Source organism: Anaerobacterium chartisolvens (genome assembly GCF_003337415.1).
Classification (GTDB): Bacteria; Bacillota; Clostridia; order Acetivibrionales; family DSM-27016; genus Anaerobacterium; species Anaerobacterium chartisolvens.
This window is the reverse complement of the sequence record NZ_QPJT01000029.1, coordinates 30582-48687: the sequence shown is the minus strand read 5'-3', so window position 1 is coordinate 48687 and position 18106 is coordinate 30582. Positions and strand designations below refer to the sequence as shown.

At 37.3% G+C, this 18106-nt stretch carries 18 protein-coding genes; 3 read left to right on the top strand and 15 right to left on the bottom strand.

All coding sequences use genetic code 11. The annotated features are described in order from the left end of the window. Positions 1 to 207 precede the first annotated feature (207 nt). Together DFR58_RS21975 and DFR58_RS18510 are read right to left on the bottom strand one after the other, a co-directional pair. Entirely contained in the window at positions 208 to 363 is a 156-nt protein-coding gene (locus tag DFR58_RS21975) for a hypothetical protein (RefSeq protein ID WP_170138225.1), read from the bottom strand. Between the two features lie 39 nt (positions 364 to 402). After that, on the bottom strand, positions 403 to 591 hold the full coding sequence (locus DFR58_RS18510) for a helix-turn-helix domain-containing protein (protein WP_114299507.1): 189 nt from the start codon (positions 589 to 591) through the stop codon (positions 403 to 405). Positions 592 to 777: 186 nt separating this feature from the next. Between DFR58_RS18510 and DFR58_RS18505 the strand changes: the two genes are divergently transcribed. Next, positions 778 to 1359: a helix-turn-helix domain-containing protein gene (locus DFR58_RS18505; protein ID WP_114299505.1), complete on the top strand. Its 582-nt coding sequence runs from the start codon at positions 778 to 780 to the stop codon at positions 1357 to 1359. A 32-nt stretch (positions 1360 to 1391) separates the two neighbouring features. Here the strand turns inward: DFR58_RS18505 and DFR58_RS18500 are convergent, their stop codons facing one another. Together DFR58_RS18500 and DFR58_RS18495 are read right to left on the bottom strand one after the other, a co-directional pair. Continuing rightward, complete coding sequence (locus DFR58_RS18500; protein WP_114299503.1) at positions 1392 to 1535, bottom strand: cyclic lactone autoinducer peptide; 144 nt, start codon at positions 1533 to 1535, stop codon at positions 1392 to 1394. 19 nt (positions 1536 to 1554) lie between these two features. Further along, positions 1555 to 2412, bottom strand: coding sequence for a hypothetical protein (locus DFR58_RS18495; protein ID WP_114299501.1), 858 nt, complete (start codon positions 2410 to 2412; stop codon positions 1555 to 1557). Positions 2413 to 2694: 282 nt separating this feature from the next. On the opposite strand from DFR58_RS18495, the gene DFR58_RS18485 reads away from it, so the two are divergent. After that, positions 2695 to 4686 carry a restriction endonuclease gene (locus tag DFR58_RS18485; protein WP_147273211.1) on the top strand — a complete coding sequence of 664 codons (1992 nt, stop codon included), beginning with the start codon at positions 2695 to 2697 and terminating at the stop codon, positions 4684 to 4686. An 86-nt stretch (positions 4687 to 4772) separates the two neighbouring features. Further along, complete coding sequence (locus DFR58_RS18480; RefSeq protein WP_114299495.1) at positions 4773 to 5435, top strand: zinc-ribbon domain-containing protein; 663 nt, start codon at positions 4773 to 4775, stop codon at positions 5433 to 5435. 235 nt (positions 5436 to 5670) lie between these two features. Here DFR58_RS18480 and DFR58_RS18475 read toward each other — a convergent pair whose 3' ends face one another. The 11 genes from DFR58_RS18475 to DFR58_RS22545 all read right to left on the bottom strand — a co-directional run bounded on the left by DFR58_RS18475 (position 5671) and on the right by DFR58_RS22545 (position 18057). Further along, positions 5671 to 5883 carry a hypothetical protein gene (locus DFR58_RS18475; RefSeq protein ID WP_114299493.1) on the bottom strand — a complete coding sequence of 71 codons (213 nt, stop codon included), beginning with the start codon at positions 5881 to 5883 and terminating at the stop codon, positions 5671 to 5673. A gap of 374 nt (positions 5884 to 6257) precedes the next feature. Beyond that, positions 6258 to 6341 (bottom strand): putative holin-like toxin, encoded by an 84-nt coding sequence (locus DFR58_RS22640; protein ID WP_423230847.1) that lies wholly within the window; start codon positions 6339 to 6341, stop codon positions 6258 to 6260. A gap of 302 nt (positions 6342 to 6643) precedes the next feature. Next, positions 6644 to 8689 (bottom strand): DNA translocase FtsK, encoded by a 2046-nt coding sequence (locus DFR58_RS22240; protein ID WP_114299489.1) that lies wholly within the window; start codon positions 8687 to 8689, stop codon positions 6644 to 6646. A gap of 16 nt (positions 8690 to 8705) precedes the next feature. Further along, the gene (locus tag DFR58_RS18460) at positions 8706 to 8981 is read right to left on the bottom strand and encodes a hypothetical protein (protein WP_114299487.1); all 276 of its coding nucleotides are present in this window, start codon (positions 8979 to 8981) and stop codon (positions 8706 to 8708) included. Between the two features lie 100 nt (positions 8982 to 9081). Next, positions 9082 to 9288 carry a hypothetical protein gene (locus DFR58_RS18455; RefSeq protein WP_114299485.1) on the bottom strand — a complete coding sequence of 69 codons (207 nt, stop codon included), beginning with the start codon at positions 9286 to 9288 and terminating at the stop codon, positions 9082 to 9084. 125 nt (positions 9289 to 9413) lie between these two features. Further along, positions 9414 to 10511 (bottom strand): M23 family metallopeptidase, encoded by a 1098-nt coding sequence (locus DFR58_RS18450; RefSeq protein WP_114299483.1) that lies wholly within the window; start codon positions 10509 to 10511, stop codon positions 9414 to 9416. 6 nt (positions 10512 to 10517) lie between these two features. Then, positions 10518 to 12332, bottom strand: coding sequence for a VirB4 family type IV secretion system protein (locus DFR58_RS18445; RefSeq protein WP_114299481.1), 1815 nt, complete (start codon positions 12330 to 12332; stop codon positions 10518 to 10520). A gap of 127 nt (positions 12333 to 12459) precedes the next feature. Beyond that, on the bottom strand, positions 12460 to 13077 hold the full coding sequence (locus DFR58_RS18440; protein ID WP_114299479.1) for a restriction endonuclease: 618 nt from the start codon (positions 13075 to 13077) through the stop codon (positions 12460 to 12462). 100 nt (positions 13078 to 13177) lie between these two features. After that, on the bottom strand, positions 13178 to 17284 hold the full coding sequence (locus DFR58_RS18435; RefSeq protein ID WP_114299477.1) for an NACHT domain-containing protein: 4107 nt from the start codon (positions 17282 to 17284) through the stop codon (positions 13178 to 13180). 63 nt (positions 17285 to 17347) lie between these two features. Continuing rightward, entirely contained in the window at positions 17348 to 17701 is a 354-nt protein-coding gene (locus DFR58_RS18430; protein ID WP_278278823.1) for a tyrosine-type recombinase/integrase, read from the bottom strand. After that, on the bottom strand, positions 17644 to 18057 hold the full coding sequence (locus tag DFR58_RS22545) for a site-specific integrase (RefSeq protein WP_278278822.1): 414 nt from the start codon (positions 18055 to 18057) through the stop codon (positions 17644 to 17646). The genes DFR58_RS18430 and DFR58_RS22545 overlap by 58 nt, the downstream gene beginning before the upstream one ends. Between the last annotated feature and the right edge of the window lie 49 nt (positions 18058 to 18106).

Below are 18106 nucleotides of genomic sequence, written 5' to 3'. Positions count from 1 at the left end.
ATGCTGCCCCGATACAAGGGCTTTCTTTGTTTTATGCTGCTGTACCCCTTTTGCCTTTCGTATCCGGGAATTACAGCTTTCTTTGTCAAGGTGCAGTCATGCCATTTTGCCTATTGATTTCCAGTAATATCTTTTGTATAATTACAGTAGAAGTACAGGGTTTATACAGCCCTTGAATTTAATAGCTTTGTTGATTTACTTGGATACTCAGTGTTTGCAGCACTGGGTATCTTGCTTTTTACGGCTGCTGCCTTCGGCCTGCTCTTCAGCCGCGATATTAGCAGGCCCCCCCATTAAGAAGCCGTGCAATATGCCAAGGACAAAGACCGTTGTTACGTGCGACTGGGTGTAAAACTGCTGCATGTTTGTGTCACCTCCCTTCGGATTGGGATATTTATTATATTAATCTTTAAATAAAGCCGTTATTGGAACACCTAATGCTTGAGATATTTTTATTAATGTATCAATAGTAGGATTTGTTTTTTTCCCCTTTTCAAGTTCATGTATATACGCAGCAGATAGACCTGTCGATTCCGCTAAATCAACTTGACTAAGTTTCTTTTGTTGACGTATACTTTTTATATTGAGCAACAAACTCACCTCCTAATGCTTTTAATTATATTAGCTTGAGGCTAGTATGTAAAATTCTTCAAAGTAGCTTATGGCTAAATTATTGCAAGATATTTTAATGTTTCTCAAAATATCTTGCAATTACGCTAATTTTCAAATAAAATAAATTTAGCTGTACGCTAAGCTAAATTTAGGAGCAGAACAACTATGACCTTAGGATCTAATATTAAAAAGTTTAGAATATTAAAAGGCATGAAGGCATATCAGTTGGCTTCTGCTGTCGGTATCACCACTGCTTATATGAGTGAAATTGAAAAGGGTAAAAAAATACCTTTATTGCCCCTTGCTCAAAAAATAGCGGAAGCTATAGGAGTCTCTGTCTCTGATTTATTGGGAGAAAATCAAAGCATATTTAAAAGAGATAAACTGGTTGAATTAAGGGGAAATAGAACATATGCCGAATTTGCAGAGCAATTGCAGCAAAAATTAAACATACCTATTACAGCCTTACAATTGGAATCCTATGAAAAAGGCCAAAAAGATGACGAAGGCAATATTAAAGAACCACCTAAATCAGTGATACTACAGATATGTAAGGCAGAGGGTCAAGACCCTGATTATTTTTATTATTTAAACAGTCTAAATCAAGAATTATTGGATTCTGATTTTTTCCAATATTCAAGCAATTCTTCTTTGCAAAGAGTGCTAAAAAAGATAACTGAAAACAATTTAGATTTATCTAAAATAGAAGCTTTTATTGATGGGATGATGGCTCAAAAGAGATCATAAAATTATCCTTTTTTAAAAAGCAGACAAGAGCTTTAAGAAGCTCTTGCCTGCTTTTTTAATTGCTTTGGCTCTTTGGGCTGATAAAAAATCCACCCTGATGCAGTGCTTACAGTAACTGCTGAAATCAAAATTAAGAAAAGTGAGACAAATGGTAATACACTTTTTACAACCTTCATACTTTAACCCCTCCACTAATCAAATTATAGTTTTAATATCTTCCAGAGCTGCCGAAGCTTCTTTATATTTACCTTCGTTTAATGATGAATCTACAATTGCTATAACTGTATTTATATTATCTCGCTTTACTACTTTTTCAGCTATTTCCTTGTATTTCATGTTATAAACTATCACATAGATTATTACCATGTTAAAAATAGGGATTATAAGTGTTTCAATAATGAAAAATAATTGCTTACCAATATCCAGAGATACCAAGCATCTATCAAATATAATAAATTTACCTCCAAGACCAATAATAAATATGTTAATTGATAATAAAATTAGAGAAAATATAGTCATTGCTCTACTTTTAGAAATAGTTCTTATTATATCAATCTTAAATGCATTAAACTTTCTTTTTAAGAAATAAGCAATTATTAAAATTTCAAGCAGCCTTTCGGGTATTGTTAATAAAAAATTCAAAAATACCGAGCTATTTATTTCTACCACAGTAGCACTAATAAGATTAATAACTATCGGCATGTACATAAATTCGATTGTCATCCACACAAATACAGCAATCAGTGTACTTACCACTGAGTCTAATAACTTTCTAATTGTATTTGCTTTATATATTATCAGCATAGAAATTATAAGAGTAGGTATAAAAAAGAGCAACACGTTATTTCCCTCAATACCAAAATATTTTAATATGTTGGAAAGTATAGCTGGAATTAAAATCGCAACAGCAAATTTTGAGAACATTATTTTATTAGAAAAGTTTAGATAGTCAAACTTTTTTTGCAATACTAAAATAAAACAAACCAAAAAGGTTTCTTCGGGTATGCTAACAAATATGACATTCCAAAGCATATGCATAAGTCCATCTTTCATTCTATCTTTATTCACCTCATTCTACAAACATCTTCTATGTTTTTAATATTTATTTGAAATTTTATATTATCTTGCAAAGGAAATCAATAGAAATGGTTGCATTTTATTGTTCATCGACAAAAGAAGTGCATAAGTGACAGAATATGATAATATTCATGTTTGCTGGGACTTATAGTTTATGGTATAATTTGCTAAGATGTGTGAGTTTTCGTATATTATTAAAGCACAAACTGCAAAACTCGTATTTCATATTATTTATAGTATTATGGAGGAAGCTATATTTTGAAAGAAATAGGTGCATATTTTATTACATTAGTTATAACTTCTGCTATCTTAAGATATTTACTTGCATACCCTAATGTACATAATAAGTTCTTACTAGATTCTGTAGCAATCTTATTCTGTTATTTTGTATCCAGACCTGTTATTGTGAGGTTACCTGGACTAAAAAAATTCCGGCACAATGAAACAGATATAATAGTATCGTTATTAGCCTTAATTATAATTATTTATAAATTTGATGAAAAGTCCGCGACTATTCTTTTAACTTCTGCAGTTGCTGGCTCCGCCGGATTTATAGCCTATAAAAGATTCAAACATCCTCAAGAAAGCCGTCAGAGGAATAATATCGTTAGAATATATAATGGCAGTAAACACACTTTGTCTCCAGTTCGTACGGACGACAAAAAAAAACTCAATAAATCTAATTTCAGCCTTAATAGTAAACATGAAGCACCTCTTACAAGAGAAGATTCAATGTTAAAGCCAACTTCTCAAATAGACCGTTTAAAAGAACAGGCTCTTGAAAAAACAAAAGAGTCTGAAGATTTTATTGAAGAATATAATAATATACTCTCCAGAGCTTTGTCCGTCAAAAATAAAATAGATTGGCACACATTATATAATACTAAGCCATTTAATAAGAAATTTATTTTTAACGAGCAGGTGCCGGTAGCTATCACTCCTCATGAACCAATGGATTTAGAGACCTATATGAAAAATGCGGGGCTTACCGACAAAAGATTTATAGAAAATTTAATTCCATATTTCAGGGTAAAAAGAATTTCTGCTGAAGAAGCTGTAAAAGTAGCCTATAATGAAGAAATGAAAAAATATGAAAAATATAAAAATCAGATATTATCTGAAAATACTAAAAGCTTAGAAGAATACAACTCCAGAAGAGCTTCAGCACAAGCACAGTATGAAAATGAAAAAAGCGTTTTCCTTCAAAAACAAAAAGAGCATAATGACTCAATTAATAGCTTCAGAAACGAATTTGAAAATGGCATTCCTGAAGCTATTGAAAAATATTTAAGTTTAGTTTTATATAAGCCGGTTTTTCCTTATGATAACAATAAAGATTTAGAGATAGCATTTGAACCTATAAGTGGTGCAGCAATACTCTCTTACTGGTTGCCAGACATTGATAATATTCCAAAAATAAATGGATATAAATTTGTTCAAGTCCGTAAAACCATAGAGCCTATATATATTAAGCAGAAAGAGCTTGACACTTTTTATGAATCAGTTATATTTCAGATAGCTTTAGTAAATATCCATAAGGTATTTGATTCCGTATATACAAATTTTGTTAAATCAGTAGTATTCAATGGATGGGTAAAAGGAATAGATAAATCAACAGGAAATGAATTTACCTCATGTATTATCTCGTGCCAAGTGTCAAAGGAAGTATTCCAATCATTTAATTTATCAAGAATCTGTCCCCGAGAATGTATTCGCAGCCTAAAAGGTCTTACCGCAGGCCCCCTTGCTGCAATGGCTCCTGTAAAACCTATAATGGAAATAAACAGAGAAGACAGCAGGTTTGTCGAGTCCAAAGAAGTGCTGGCGGGAATTAATAGCATAGATAATTTAGCAACAATGGACTGGGAGGATTTTGAGCATTTAGTCAGGGAATTATTTTCAAAAATATTCTCAAAGGATGGCGCTGAGGTAAAAGTTACTCAGGCCAGCCGTGATGGAGGAGTAGATGCTATCGCTTTTGATCCTGATCCTATCCGTGGCGGAAAATTTGTCATACAGGCTAAAAGATACAATAATGTCGTCTCTGTATCAGCGGTAAGAGATTTATATGGAACCATGATAAACGAAGGCGCTGTTAAAGGGATTCTGGTAACAACGAGCTATTACGGGAATGATGCCCGCGAATTTTCAAAGGATAAGCCCATCACCTTGATTGACGGGTCCAATTTAGTCCATATGTTTCAGGAATATGGGTATGACGTTAAAATAGAGCTGCAGAAAAAGGGATAGGGTGTGGAAGGTCGATCTTTACTATAAGAAGAAATAAAGGTGTTGGAAAGAAAAATCAAAAAATAATTATAAAAGCGAGGTTAATTATGAATTGCCCAAACTGTGGAGATGAAATTAAAGAAAAAAAGAATTTTTGCCCAAACTGTGCAGCACCATTGAATAATGATGTTCAACAGGAAATAAAAATAACCGCTGGAAGTGTCGGCATTGGAGTTGGTAGTGGAAATAAAGTAAGAATAGGAAAAATCGAAAACCATATTAATAACAGAGAGTCAGGGAAAATCCCCTGTACCTATACTGTAAAGGGAAAGGGGATTAAGTATGATAAATTAAAAACATTTTCGACTTTTGCTATGGTTATTGGATTTATTGGTAGCTTAATTACAATTATAACTTCCTTTATAAATTTTAAGTCTACAAATTTAGGATTTACAAGTATAATTTTGCCTTTTGCTATTGTCCTTTGTGGTATTGGTGTCTATCTGTATGCTATTTGTAAAGATTTATCTAAAACACATGGATTTACGTGGTTAAGGCCTTTTAAATTAGTAAGCATTCGGTTAAAAAAGCTTGATGATGGAAGAGTAGTTAGAATTAAAATTGCCGGAAATTGCGATGAATGCAATGGGAAAATTAATTTCTTCAAAAACTTTGAAACAGGACATGTTATCGGTTATTGTGAAAATAATAGAGATCATCAATTTGAGTTTGACCATACTGATTTCACTGCTAAAAGAATAAAAAAATAAATTATCATTTACATTATATATTTAACAAAGCAGGGACGTATAGTTATGAGCGTTGAGCAATCCCAATTTGCTGTTAATCAGCTTGATAAAGATATTGCAAATTTAGATAGGAGGCAAAATGGCTATGAATACAATAAACATGACTTCACATGAAATTGCACAAAAACTGAAAGAATTGCTTGATGAAGTCTGAAAAAGCAAAAAGCCTCTGAAATGTTCAGAGACTTTTAAAATCCTAATAATGTTTTTCGATTGTATGTTTGTAAACATCTTGAATTTCTTCCTCATCTGGGTTTTTTATAGAGTTTCCTTTTTTATAAAACTCTTTACGTTTTTCATTATTTTCAGAAAGTTCAAAAAAATCCACCCCATTTTTGTCCTTAAACCATTTAAGGGCAGCATCATAAGGATTTGAAGCATATTTTGAATTTTTTTCCACTGTTAACATCTCCTTCGACCTCCTTTAAAAAGTATTGACAACTTTATATGAAATATTATATAAAAATAAATAGATAAAATCTTAATACTTCGTATTATTAGTATGCAGTATTTTTCATATCGGAACAAAGTAAATAATTGGTTTTATGGAAAATTTTTTTAAAATCAAAAAACCCCTTTATGTTTTATACTATTATTGGAAGGAATGTGATACAATGATATCAGATGATAAAAAAAAGATTCCAAATAAAATAATAAGTGAGATAATCTCTAACCGCTATAAAACATGGAAACAACAATCACTTAAAGAAGGAGGATATTTTGTTGTATTCATTTCTTAATAATCGTCCTGTGGTGCACTTCAGTGAATGAAGTGCAGGGTGATTATTTTTTTTCCTTAGCTATTGCCTTTACTAACGCAATAATTAAGGAGATAAGCGTCAGAACAAACATCCCCGATCCTATCATTAAAGACAATCTGGTATGTATCCATAGGCCTTCTCTCCCCTCTTTTGTAAGAATGAAGGCAACAATCACACCTGCTCTTTCCGATTACCCTTTCTATTAGCAGGATTTATTTACACTCCATTAGTATACATTATAAATTCCTCGCTCAGCTAGAAAACTGGAAAATCTGTAGCACATTTTTTTGGTTACGGATTTTGGTTATTTTTTTGGTTATTTAAAGATTTCCTTTAGGTACAACAGGGATACATCATTTCTGTAACCAAAAAATTTAACCAAAGTTTTTAAGCTAAATAACTGGAAATTTACACTGCATTTTTATCCAGCTCCAGCATTGCATCATCTTGAGAAAGTGTCACCATATACCTCATTGTTCTTGGGCTGCTGCCCACCTTTTCAATCCATTTTTCAGATACAAGCTTTTGTAAGCCTTCAATAACATACCTGTGGTTTATACCCAGATCCTCTTCAATTTGCCTGGTACTCGGCAGGTATAGCTCTTCTTCATCTCCGGCTGCAAGCTTAGCCACATACAGTTTTATATTTGAGTAATAATCATCCCGTGCATAGTTCTTTGGCAGCTCCTCAGGCCTGTCTAAGCTGCCATTATTGCTTTCTGCTTCACTCTCTGTATAACTATCAGCTTCCCCCCGTACATTATCCCAATCCAGTATTTCCCCCTTATTCTCCGTTCCTTTGCCCTTCCACCACTCAACCACGCGCTCTACCTCCTGATCCGATATATATGCCGACTGAAACCTCACTGGAGCGCCTATCGTGAGCAGAAGGCCATCTCCCTTCCCCAGCAGCTTCTCTGCCCCGTTTTCGCCTAAGATTATCCGTGAGTCTATCCCTGAGGAGGTGGTAAACGCCACTCTTGCAGGGATGTTGGTCTTTATTGTGCCGGTGATTACATCCGCAGAGGGTCTTTGCGTTCCCACAATAAGGTGTATCCCCGCCGCTCTGGCCTTCTGTCCAAGCCGCTGTATCGACTCCTCCACCGAGTTTTCGTTTTTGTTCTTTCCCTTCTTTGCTACTACCATAAGGTCGGCCAGCTCATCGATGACTATTACTATAAAAGGCATTCTGTTTTCCTGCTTGCGTTTCTTTTCATTGTATGCCGTTATATTCCTGACTCCCGCCTCAGCCAGCTCTTTATACCTACTCTCCATTTCCTGCACCGCCCAGTCAAGCATTTTTGCAGCCTTCTCCGGGTCTGTAACCACCGGGGCAAGCAGGTGAGGGATTCCGTTGTAGCAGCTCATTTCCACAACCTTGGGATCTACAAATATAAACCTCACCTCATCGGGGGAGGAGGTAAACAGGATGCTGGCTATTATCTCGTTTATGCATACGCTTTTACCTGAGCCGGTTGTCCCTGCTATCAGCAGGTGAGGAGCCTCGTTTATTGCTATGGCCTGCAGCTCTCCCACGGCAGTTTTGCCGAGAGGCACGCTTAATGGGCCGCTGCTTTTCCGGCCCGCAAATATCTGAAGCACTTCCCGGAAGGCTACCTTGCTTTTTTTGCTATTTGGCACGTCTATTATAACTCCCTCTGCTGAGGATATTATAGATATGGCTGTAACACCCAGATACATTGACATTTCCTTTTCAATTTTAAGTACAGCACCGAGCCTGCCGGAGGTGTCCATGCGAACAGTGAACCTTGTTATTGTAGGGCCGGTTTCAACCTTTACAATGGACAGGAAGCTCAGCCCATATTCATCAAAGCACTGCTGCAGCCTTGACCTCATACCCGTGTCCTGAGCCCCAGACTGTGCATGTGAATACTTGTCCAGCAGGGATAACGGAGGGCAGCCTTCCTTCAGCGGCCCTTCGATTAATTCAATGGCAGGCTCCACAGGCTTGTCCTGTGCTTCAGGCAATACCTCTTTATTTTTTAGCCCTGACAATACTACCCTGAAGGCTATGTATACTGCTGCCACAGTTAATAACAGCACAAGCCAGGTGCAGAAGAATTTAATATAGTAGTTCAGGAAGGAAATATTTATGGCAAGGTCAATTCGAGGGATGTCAATTGTACCCTTTGCTATTGCTGCATCAATGTTTGTGGATATCTTACGTGCAATGAGCAGTGCAAGCCCCAGAAGCATAAGCACGGCATATGTTATGCCAGTATTCTTTAAGGTATTTAGAGCGTATTGGGCAAATGATGGCCGGGGACTGCCGGCGTCCTCCCGGCTGCTTTTACCCTTCTGGCCTTTTTTGTCCTCCCACGGGGCATTTATAAGCCAGTCTGTTATTTCAGGCAACACAACAACGGCTGCCAAGACAAGGGTTAAAGAAAACAGTGTGTTTCTCCAGAATTCGGGATTTAATATATTTAACATAACAATACCTCCATGTTTATTTTGTAATTTCCTTTACAGCGTCATTAGATATATCAACAGCGTTTCTTATCGCCCAGTTAACAAAGCTTACGGCCTTGCCCCACAGGTAGGGCAGCAGCTCATTAATGAACCTTTCTAAAAGAACCACGGTACTGTCCCAGTTTCGGGCAAGGGCAAGGATGCCCAGCACCACCGCAAGGATACGTACTCCGTTCATTACTGTTTTGCCCGCAAATTTACCGGCAACAAAGGCTGCGGTAATAACCACTGCAGCAAGCATTATAGAACCCATTACTTTTCACGTCCTCTCTGGTTTATTATCTTTGGATGGGACTTAAGAAGGCCCTCACAGAACCCTTACAGGGCCTTTATAGAACCCTCTTAAGTCCCTGTTATTCCATCTTGCGTGTCAGCCTGCGGATTACCTTACCCAGATATACGGAGCATGATATTCTCTGGTCGGCGCAATACCTCTGGAATTTCTCATGATCCTCACGGGTGCAGTAAACCTTTATAGCCTTTACTTTCTTATCTCTGCTGTCTTCGGGCTTTTTCTGTCCTATATCAGGGTCTACCCTGAAGATGTATTTGTCCGTCATATTGCATGTTCCTCCTCTATAATTCCTTTATAATTAAGGCATTGACAGGGCCTTTTAAGGGCATTTCTAATACCTCCGCAAGGCCCTCATTGGGGATAAAAAAACAGACGAAATAATTTCGTCCGTCATAGCGCGGCTACCTGCCGGAGCTGGTTAAAAATCTTTGATACGCCCACCCACCAGTTTGGATCTTCCGCGTATCCTCCCGATCCTCCGCGTGTATTCATCCACGCTATGGGGTTGGATGCATCAGGCCTGTTTTTGCTCAGGTTTATAACAGTTCTGGCAGCTATTCTGGAGCTGTCCCGTATATCGGTGTTGTACTCACGCCAGCTATGGAATACGTTAAAGGGGTTATTTGCTATCTTGATTGCATCCTTATGTGAACGCGGGACAAAGCTCTGCTCCTGTCCTGTGATGGCAAACAGCAGCACAGGGCTTACATCGTATTCCCTTGCCGAATCCATTATGGCGGAGAAATACGGCTCATCGGAGAGCATTGAGTCCCTGCCGTCAAGAAATGTCTTTAGCTTGTGTGCATCTATTTCAGTATATTTAAGCTCTTCAGGAAGAACGTTCGGAATGTCCTGCACCAGTCCCAGAAAGGGAGCGGGGTCTATGGGACTGTCATCCTTCCTCACCTCAAAGTGCAGGTGCGGGCCTGTCGAAAAGCCAGTATTGCCTGCCTTCCCTATAAGCTCGCCTGCGGAAATTACAGTGCCGTTATTTATGCTGATTACTGACAAATGCGCGTAATAGGTTTTATAGCCTCCGGGATGCTCTATTATTACCAGATTGCCATAGCCTCCTCCATCACCGGCGAAGCTTACGGTACCTCCGCTCACAGCAAGCACCGGCGTTCCGGTATCACATGCAATGTCTATGCCGGTATGCAGCTTACGCTCCTTCAGAACGGGATGCATTCTCATTCCGAAGCCTGAGGTTATGACGATTTTCTGAGTATTTATGGGGAAAAGGAATTCTCCCGTCCCGGTAAGCTTGAAGGCTGCCCCTCCCGACTCGCTGCCGTAGTACATGTCATACTCATAGCCGGGTGAATAATACAGGCTGTCCCCGCCCAGTATGAACAAGGGGAACATGCAGACAGCCAGTACAATGGACAAAAAAATAAGGAGCGGCATTCCGGCTCCTATCAACCAAAGCCATATTTTCTTTTTAACCTTCCTCTTAACAGCACCTGAAAGAGCTGTTGTTACCTCCATTTCAAATCATCCCCCCTGTTTAAGTCCCCTTGTTTTGGATATCTTCTGCAGCTCACTCTCCGGCAGCTCCATCTTAAGCACATCGTATATGTCCCTTCCCCCGTTCCTCTGCCGGAATACAAAGCTGTACTTGGGCAGTGAAAGCCACATCTGTATAACCTCGTCCGGCATACTGGCATCCTGAGCAAGCCTTCTTATTGATTTCTCCTCCAATCGGAATAACACCTTATATTTTGTATTGTCCCAGAGTGCCTGCCCATCCTCCTGAGAAAACAGCACCGAAGGATCGTTGAAACCGAGTATCGCCTGATCGTTGAATTTGCGTCCCGTGGTTATGCTCCTGTAGACTGGAGCTCTGGCATATGGGTTTTTACGCAGCCTTTGCCATTCGTCGAAAACCTCCGCCGAGAAGTGGTTACCCAGTATCCTGTCCCTTTTAATCTGCTGCCACGTCATGTGTGTAGTGGACACTATCTTTACAGCTCCCATCTTCTGATCCACAATATTGTCCGCCGAGCTGGCAACATGGAAGACAACAAGCTGAGATTCCTTGAGCCATTCCCCCGACTCCGCCCTTGCAAACAAGTCGCTGTCGGGGCCTTCAAAGTACGTCCATAAATCCTCCGCAAGCTCCTTCGCGCCCTCATCCCCTTTCTGTCCGTTTTCTTTTATCCTCCTGTACAACTGGTGCAGGCCTATCTCACTTTTGCGGCTTGACCATGTATCCGGGCTTGATTTTATTATGCCTGCGTCCTCCCACATTTCCGTGAGCGCACGTCCTAACGCATTCTTCTTTTTTGTGCTGAAGTCGTCGCACAGCAGGCTTATTGTGGCGCGTGTGTTTGTCACCGCCTCGTTATACCGGGCACTGTCGGCATTTCTTGCCGTTACAAGTCTTTCCTCGTCCAATGAATGCCCGTTAATTTCAGATAGTATGGGCGGCTCAATAAAGGTAGGGTCAACATACAGTCCGGTGCCCATGGTGTAGTCTACCCACGTTCCGCCCACCAGCTTGCACAGGGGGTAATACTCACCGTCTACATCAAATATGTACACCTTGTAGCCTTCCAGCAGCAGGGATATAACCACACCCTTGATCCATGTGGATTTCCCTTCATCGGAGCTGCCGACGACGATAATATTCTGGTTGTCCGAGCCGTAAGTAAAATCCTTGTATACTGCCGTCGCATCCTTTATCCTGTGGCCTATATATGAGCCCCTTCCGTCGCTTATGCTGCCGTCAACAAAAGGGTACAGCGCCGATACCGCGTCAAGGTCCATTACCCTGCCGTGGTAGCGTTCAAACAGGGTGCTGCCTCCTCCGCCGAGCCATGCGGCATCCAGAGCGCGGTGCTGCTCCAGCTCCAGTTCGTTTACGGTGTAGTCCCTAAACTCCATCTGGCTTTTGAATTCGTCTATGCTGCTTTTAAATGCAGCGGCACTGTCGGAGGATATGGTAACGGTAAGCCATACATCGGCGTACCTCCCCGACTGTATGCCCCTTAAATACAGCAGCGCGTCCAGAGCCTTTACCTCTTCTGAACGCGCTGTTTCCGCAATGTCTCCCGATTGCCGGGTGTTGATGTTTCTCTGCAGCCGCCGCAGCTTCGATTTCATTTTGAAATCAAATTTGAGCTTTGAGGGCTTGAAGTGCAGGGAATAGTTTATTATTATCTCCGGGCCGGTGTGTTCACCGTGGGTTATAACGTACAGCATCCCCGGTATGGCCTTCTCCGGGAAGCCGGTTATGAGAAAGGTCTTGACGTGCATGTCGTTTATGCCAAGCCTGTCCCTGCCAAGCTTAATTTTGTTGGCTAGCATGTTATCATCTCCTTTTTGTTTGGAATGTATATAAAAAAACAAGGTGGTCAGCTTGGGGGCTGAATGCCTTGTTTTGGGGTGGGTTGTGTGAGGCTTGTGTTATATGGATAATGCGAATGTTAATGAACTAATTATTTCTATTCTGCTTAACATAATCGTTCATGTTGAAATGTTCTAAAACTTTTTTACGCAAATCTAAATTCATAGATTCTGAAGGATAAATTCGTTTATCCGGAAAATCATATAAGCTATAATTCCATTGGTATGCGTAATACTTAGGCGATTGACGAACAAGTTCAATGTACAAGCGATTCATTTCAGGATGTAGCGAATTTTGAATATGCATAACGTGTTTATCAAAAATTTGCAATAGTGCAATACCATGCTTTTTCGCATATTCTGATGCACCACTCTGGAAGCCAGATGTAGAGATCAAAATCCCTTTATGCCCTCCCAAGCTTCGCACCTTATCGGCTAAAACAACAATTTTTTCACGTTCAACTGGTCGTGTATAGCGTTTGCATTCTACAATTACTTTAAAACGAACTGATAATGCAATGAAATCAGCATAAATATCTATTTGATAATCTCCATCATCAGTTTGAATTTTTTGATTATGGATTATGGAGAAATCTTTTAAAGATTCTGATTCAGCATAAGCCTTCAACACCTCTAAACAATATTCTTCAAATTCGGTAGCAGAGATGCTCGAGACAAATTCCCGATATGGATTAATTGTTTCCATTACACTTTATCCTCCTCTATTTATCCTTGGAGCAGCGCATAACCCATTATTATAATGGGAAGCTGAGTAAAAAATAATAAGTTCCCTTTCCAGTATTTATTCATTCAACTATCAACCCATAGCGATAAACATACTCTAATATCCTGCTCTCATTAATAATTAGCGCAAACCTATAATCTTTTCTCGATACAATATTTGTTCCTGCACGAGGAATGGGTAAAGTCGCTCTGCCCCCATCTACAGAAACCAATTTGTATTTTTTTATTAAGCTTGAATTATAATACAGATAATATTGGTATAAATAAGCATGGGAATCTGAATATCTTATTGCCCATTCTTCATGAAATTGTCTGCGTTCATCAAAGTCGCTTGATATAATTTTTATGTTAGGGTCTAACCGCAATATTCTTTCATCGTTTTCATTAATATACCAATCTTCTTTCGTGCTATTTTCTATTTTTGATATTATATCAGATACTAAATCAACTCTCTTTTCAGCCTTTAAAGAACTTGCGTTCATTGGGTAAACAATCATTTCGCACAGTAAAAGTAATTCCTCAAAATAACGTTTTCCACTGGCAATATCTGAGTTGTACATGGATGCTTTAATCATATTGACCAAACCACTCCTGCCTCCTTGCGATATTATAAAGTCGATAATCCGCTGCTTGGTTTTAGGGTTCTTTAATAGAACAGCAGTAATTAAAGGGAATACCTCATTTACTTTACCCCCATATGGCTCAGGATAACGATTATCTATTAAAACGCTAAACAAATTATTTAAATCTTTATCGTTTTCCAATTCAAAGTTTATTAGGCTCTCCCAAGTTTCTGTGGAATTATAATCAGCCCCATCAATTCGGCATTTGTAATAATGATCTATGTTTTCCATAGTTAAATTGTTTTTCTGTAAGCCAGCCACTGCACCTTTGCTATTCTCAGTTTCTTTATCCATATTTTTTGTTTTTGTATTATAAATTTCATCTTCATTCAAAAGAGAACTTGAAGGAATATATTCAAGTAAAACTTCTTTGAAAAGCGATAAATCTGTGCCCCCATCAGTAGTATCAGACATAATCTTTAGCATGTCATATATTCGCGATGCAAATATTTCCAATTGATATTCACTGTACCAATTATCTACTGCAAATAAACTAAGACAGTATGGTAATACATGATCAATCAAATCTTCTCCTCTAAAGGCTGGTCGGCAGATAGAATTGTTTAATCCTTTTAAAAGTAGCTGATGGCTTTTACCCGTATTAAAATAAGCATACATAGCCGAAAACATATGTTCTGCATTTGAGTTATCATCGTAATAAGACAATTGTTTGGTCGATTCTTCGTAGATTTTGTTTAGAATAGCTTCATTTGCAACCTGCTTAAAGAGATTAAGGTTTATATTAAAAATACTATAAAAAATAGTAAGCATACTCACAACACTATCATACTTAAATAACAAGTGTAAAACTTTTTTTATGTCATCCAATACAAAAGGATATGTCGCTAAAATAGCTCCTATTAAGTTTGAATTCTTATATTTGAACCAATTATAAGTTGAAAAATTGTAATTCTTCACAACAGAAATAATTTTCTGCAAAATACTATCTAATGAATTGTCTGATATAGATATATTTTTAATTTCTATACCAAATTTGTAATTTGGAGTATATATAGTTTTATTCTTTTTGAGCAAGATAGCTATATACTGGTTAGCTTCAATATTTCTCTCCCATGTTGGTAAATTATTTTGGTTGACTTTTTCAAATCTCGTTTTTAATGTTTCAATACCATAATCTTTATGCGTCACTAGATTATAAAAAACAATAGTATTTAGCAAGAATGTATCTTTATCATTGTTTTCAATTCTTGCGACAATACTACTTTTTAAATTGGTTACTTCTGTTTCTTCTGAAACGATCAAATGAATATACTCGTTTCTCAGAAGCTGGTAACATAAAAGTTCTAGATGTTCAATTTCTATTTCTTTAATTATTGTACATAAGAATGGAATGTTATAATCGATTAAATAATTAAAGAAGGATAAAACATGCTGACAACCTTCATCTGCAATTGACATAAAATCAGTGTTGGGATTTATTTTAAATTTCTTGATTCTTTCATCATATACTTTTAAACTAATATCTTTTTCACAAAAAAATTTATTAAAATACAACATGTCATATATAGAATTGAACTTTATTTTTTCTAATTCTTCTTCCTTATAAGAAAAATGTTTTCTCATATTATCAAATACATTGATATTGTTTTTTTTGTGAAATAATACTATTAGCTTAGAAAAAATTTTGGGATTGCTCAGATTAGCCTTCTTGATGCCAAGGCTCTCAAAAAGTATAAAGATATTCTCTATTGTCTGACTTGCCAAAGCATTGATAAATTCATCCTGCTCAAAAGGATTTACACCCCCAACCCCATAGTCACTTCTTATACCAATATAGCTATCTTTATATCCAGCCCAGTAATCTGAACCTAAATACGCTTCAAAGAATCTTAAAGCAAGATTTAATAAAATATTTCTATTTGCAATGCTTTCTTTTATTCCATATTTCAGAAAAAGCATTAAAATGAAATCTTTATCATTTAATAGCTGAAGTTCTCTTAAAACACAGGGATGTTTAGGAAAAACTTCTAATACTTTTTTACACAGAAAATACTCCTGAAATCTTCTATGCCTGAAAGAAAATATCATTTGATCCTGATGATCCGCTTTTTCAAAAAATAATTCACTAAAGCAATAAATAATTTTGTTAGTGTCATCATAGGTTAATCTGTCAAATCTACCTTGTATTAATAATTGTAATTTATGAAGCTTGATATTGAGCAAATTTGATGTTCTCATATGATACGCAATATCACTGAACAACTCTTTAATATATTGTGTTTTGGGCTCTGGTAGGCTTATCTCATTTAATTTATTGTATTTATTTAGAAAGTAATTGACACTTTGTTCACATAAATCAATTTTTGTAGTTGCTTCATCAACTCTTTCTATCATATTCCAGAAAAGGTTAATAGAAAAAATATCATTAAGGTCAGCAACCAAAGATCTGTTTTTACCTGTTAATTCTTGGAGCTTTTTAATTTTATTTTCATCTTTTTTTGCCCTAAAATAGTCTTCAATATACTTTATAGTTAGTGGTAATAGTCCTATTTTTTTTATATCAGGAAAATGTCTATACATAAATACTAAATTAAATGAGTCTTTTCTTGATGAAAATACAATTCCGTGTGTGTTCTCGTAGTCTTTTACGGTTTCAACATAGTTTAGGATATTATCAATGAAATTTGCTGAGACTTCATCTAATCCATCAAGAAAGTATAAGTATTTAAATGTATTCGCTGTTTTGTCAATTCTATAATCTCTTAATCGCTGCCGCAGAATATCTTCCAAATTTCCATTAATACATTCCCGCAATCTTATGAATACGGGGAAAATAGTTGCTCCCGTTATAGCATTTGAATAATTTTTTAAAAAATCATCCTTAAAGTGAGAGAAGAATTTCTTCATCATTAAAGTTTTACCAGTTCCAGCGTCACCAAGAACTATAGCACAACATCTTTTTTGCAAAAGACATATAACATCATCATAGCCAGTATGCTCTCTAATCGGCAAAGGAATAAATTCCTCTGAATTTAAGAAGGTCTTATCCTCAATAGAAATAGAACTGTCTAAAAAATTTAGTTCTCTACTCTCTGAAAAATAAAAAGTTGCAATATCATCATTTTTTGGCTCATTTAATATAAGTTCTAGGCTGTCTTTGGTATTCCATTCTATTGTTATACCGTTCTTACGAGCATCTTCTTGTATTTTGAGTCGATTTGTATCACTTTTTTGAGTAGAAGCCTCATTATCAGAAATGTCGGGTTGAATATCAGCATTGGAATATATATAAATAACATCCAACTGGCTTTTATAGATTCGATATGCAATATCTAAAGATTTTTTTATTTGTCGGTAAAAATTATTAGGGTTCGTTGCTAGTTCTACATATTTACACTGAAACCCATAATATTTGCCATCATGAAGTACTGGTTTTGCTTCCAAACCAGCATTATTATAATTTGCTTGTAAATCATATCCACTGATACTTAATTCTCTGCAAAATAAATGTTTACACATATTTTGGAAAGCCATTCGTTTATCAGGATTTTTAAGGTTAAACATATTCCAATTGATGTCTTGCATAAGAGCCTCCATGTTGGATTTTATTTATCAGCCAACTTCGCATTATAGCCATAATCCCCACCCTCACACCGGAAACTTCCCTATAACCTCATCATACTTCTCCTGAGCCTCAGTAATCGCCAGCTTTGAGTACACCTCCAGAGCCTGCCTGCTCTCATGGCCTGAATAAGGCTGAATAAGTGCATCGTCTACCCCCTGCTTCTTCAGCCATGTAAAGAGGAAATGCCTCAGCTTATGAGGCGACAATTGCTGTTTTATACCTGCCTTATTTGTATATTTCGCCATAATTTTCCGAATTCCTCTTTCCGAATACTTCTTTTTCCAAGAAGATTCAAATAAATATATGGCCCCCTTTTCCTTCATGCTCCTGTGGTGCATTGCAAGCAGCTCCTTGAAGGATTGCGGGAACGGCACCATCCTGTCCTTCTTGCCCTTCCCCTGAGAGTTATCCTGATCCTGCAGCTCTGGAAGTCAATCTCATCAATCCTTATATTAGCAAGCTCGCTTACCCTTGCCCCGGTGTAAAGCAGCGTCTTTATTATCAGCATATCCTGAAAATTGCTGGAGCTCCATACAGCATTATAGTACCTTTTCAGCTCATCCTCTGTCGGAACATAGGGCAGCTTCCTTGAGCTTCCCGGCACCTGCACCTCAAGCTCAGTACGCAGCTCCTTAAACAATGCTTTAAGATAATAGTAATCCGGCCTTTCACCTCTTAGATATTTTGCAAGCTCCCTTGCTTTTTTCTTTGCCGGTGTCCTTATATTATTCATATTAAATTACGCTCCTGAAAATATTTTAAAAATACAAGATAAAAACAAA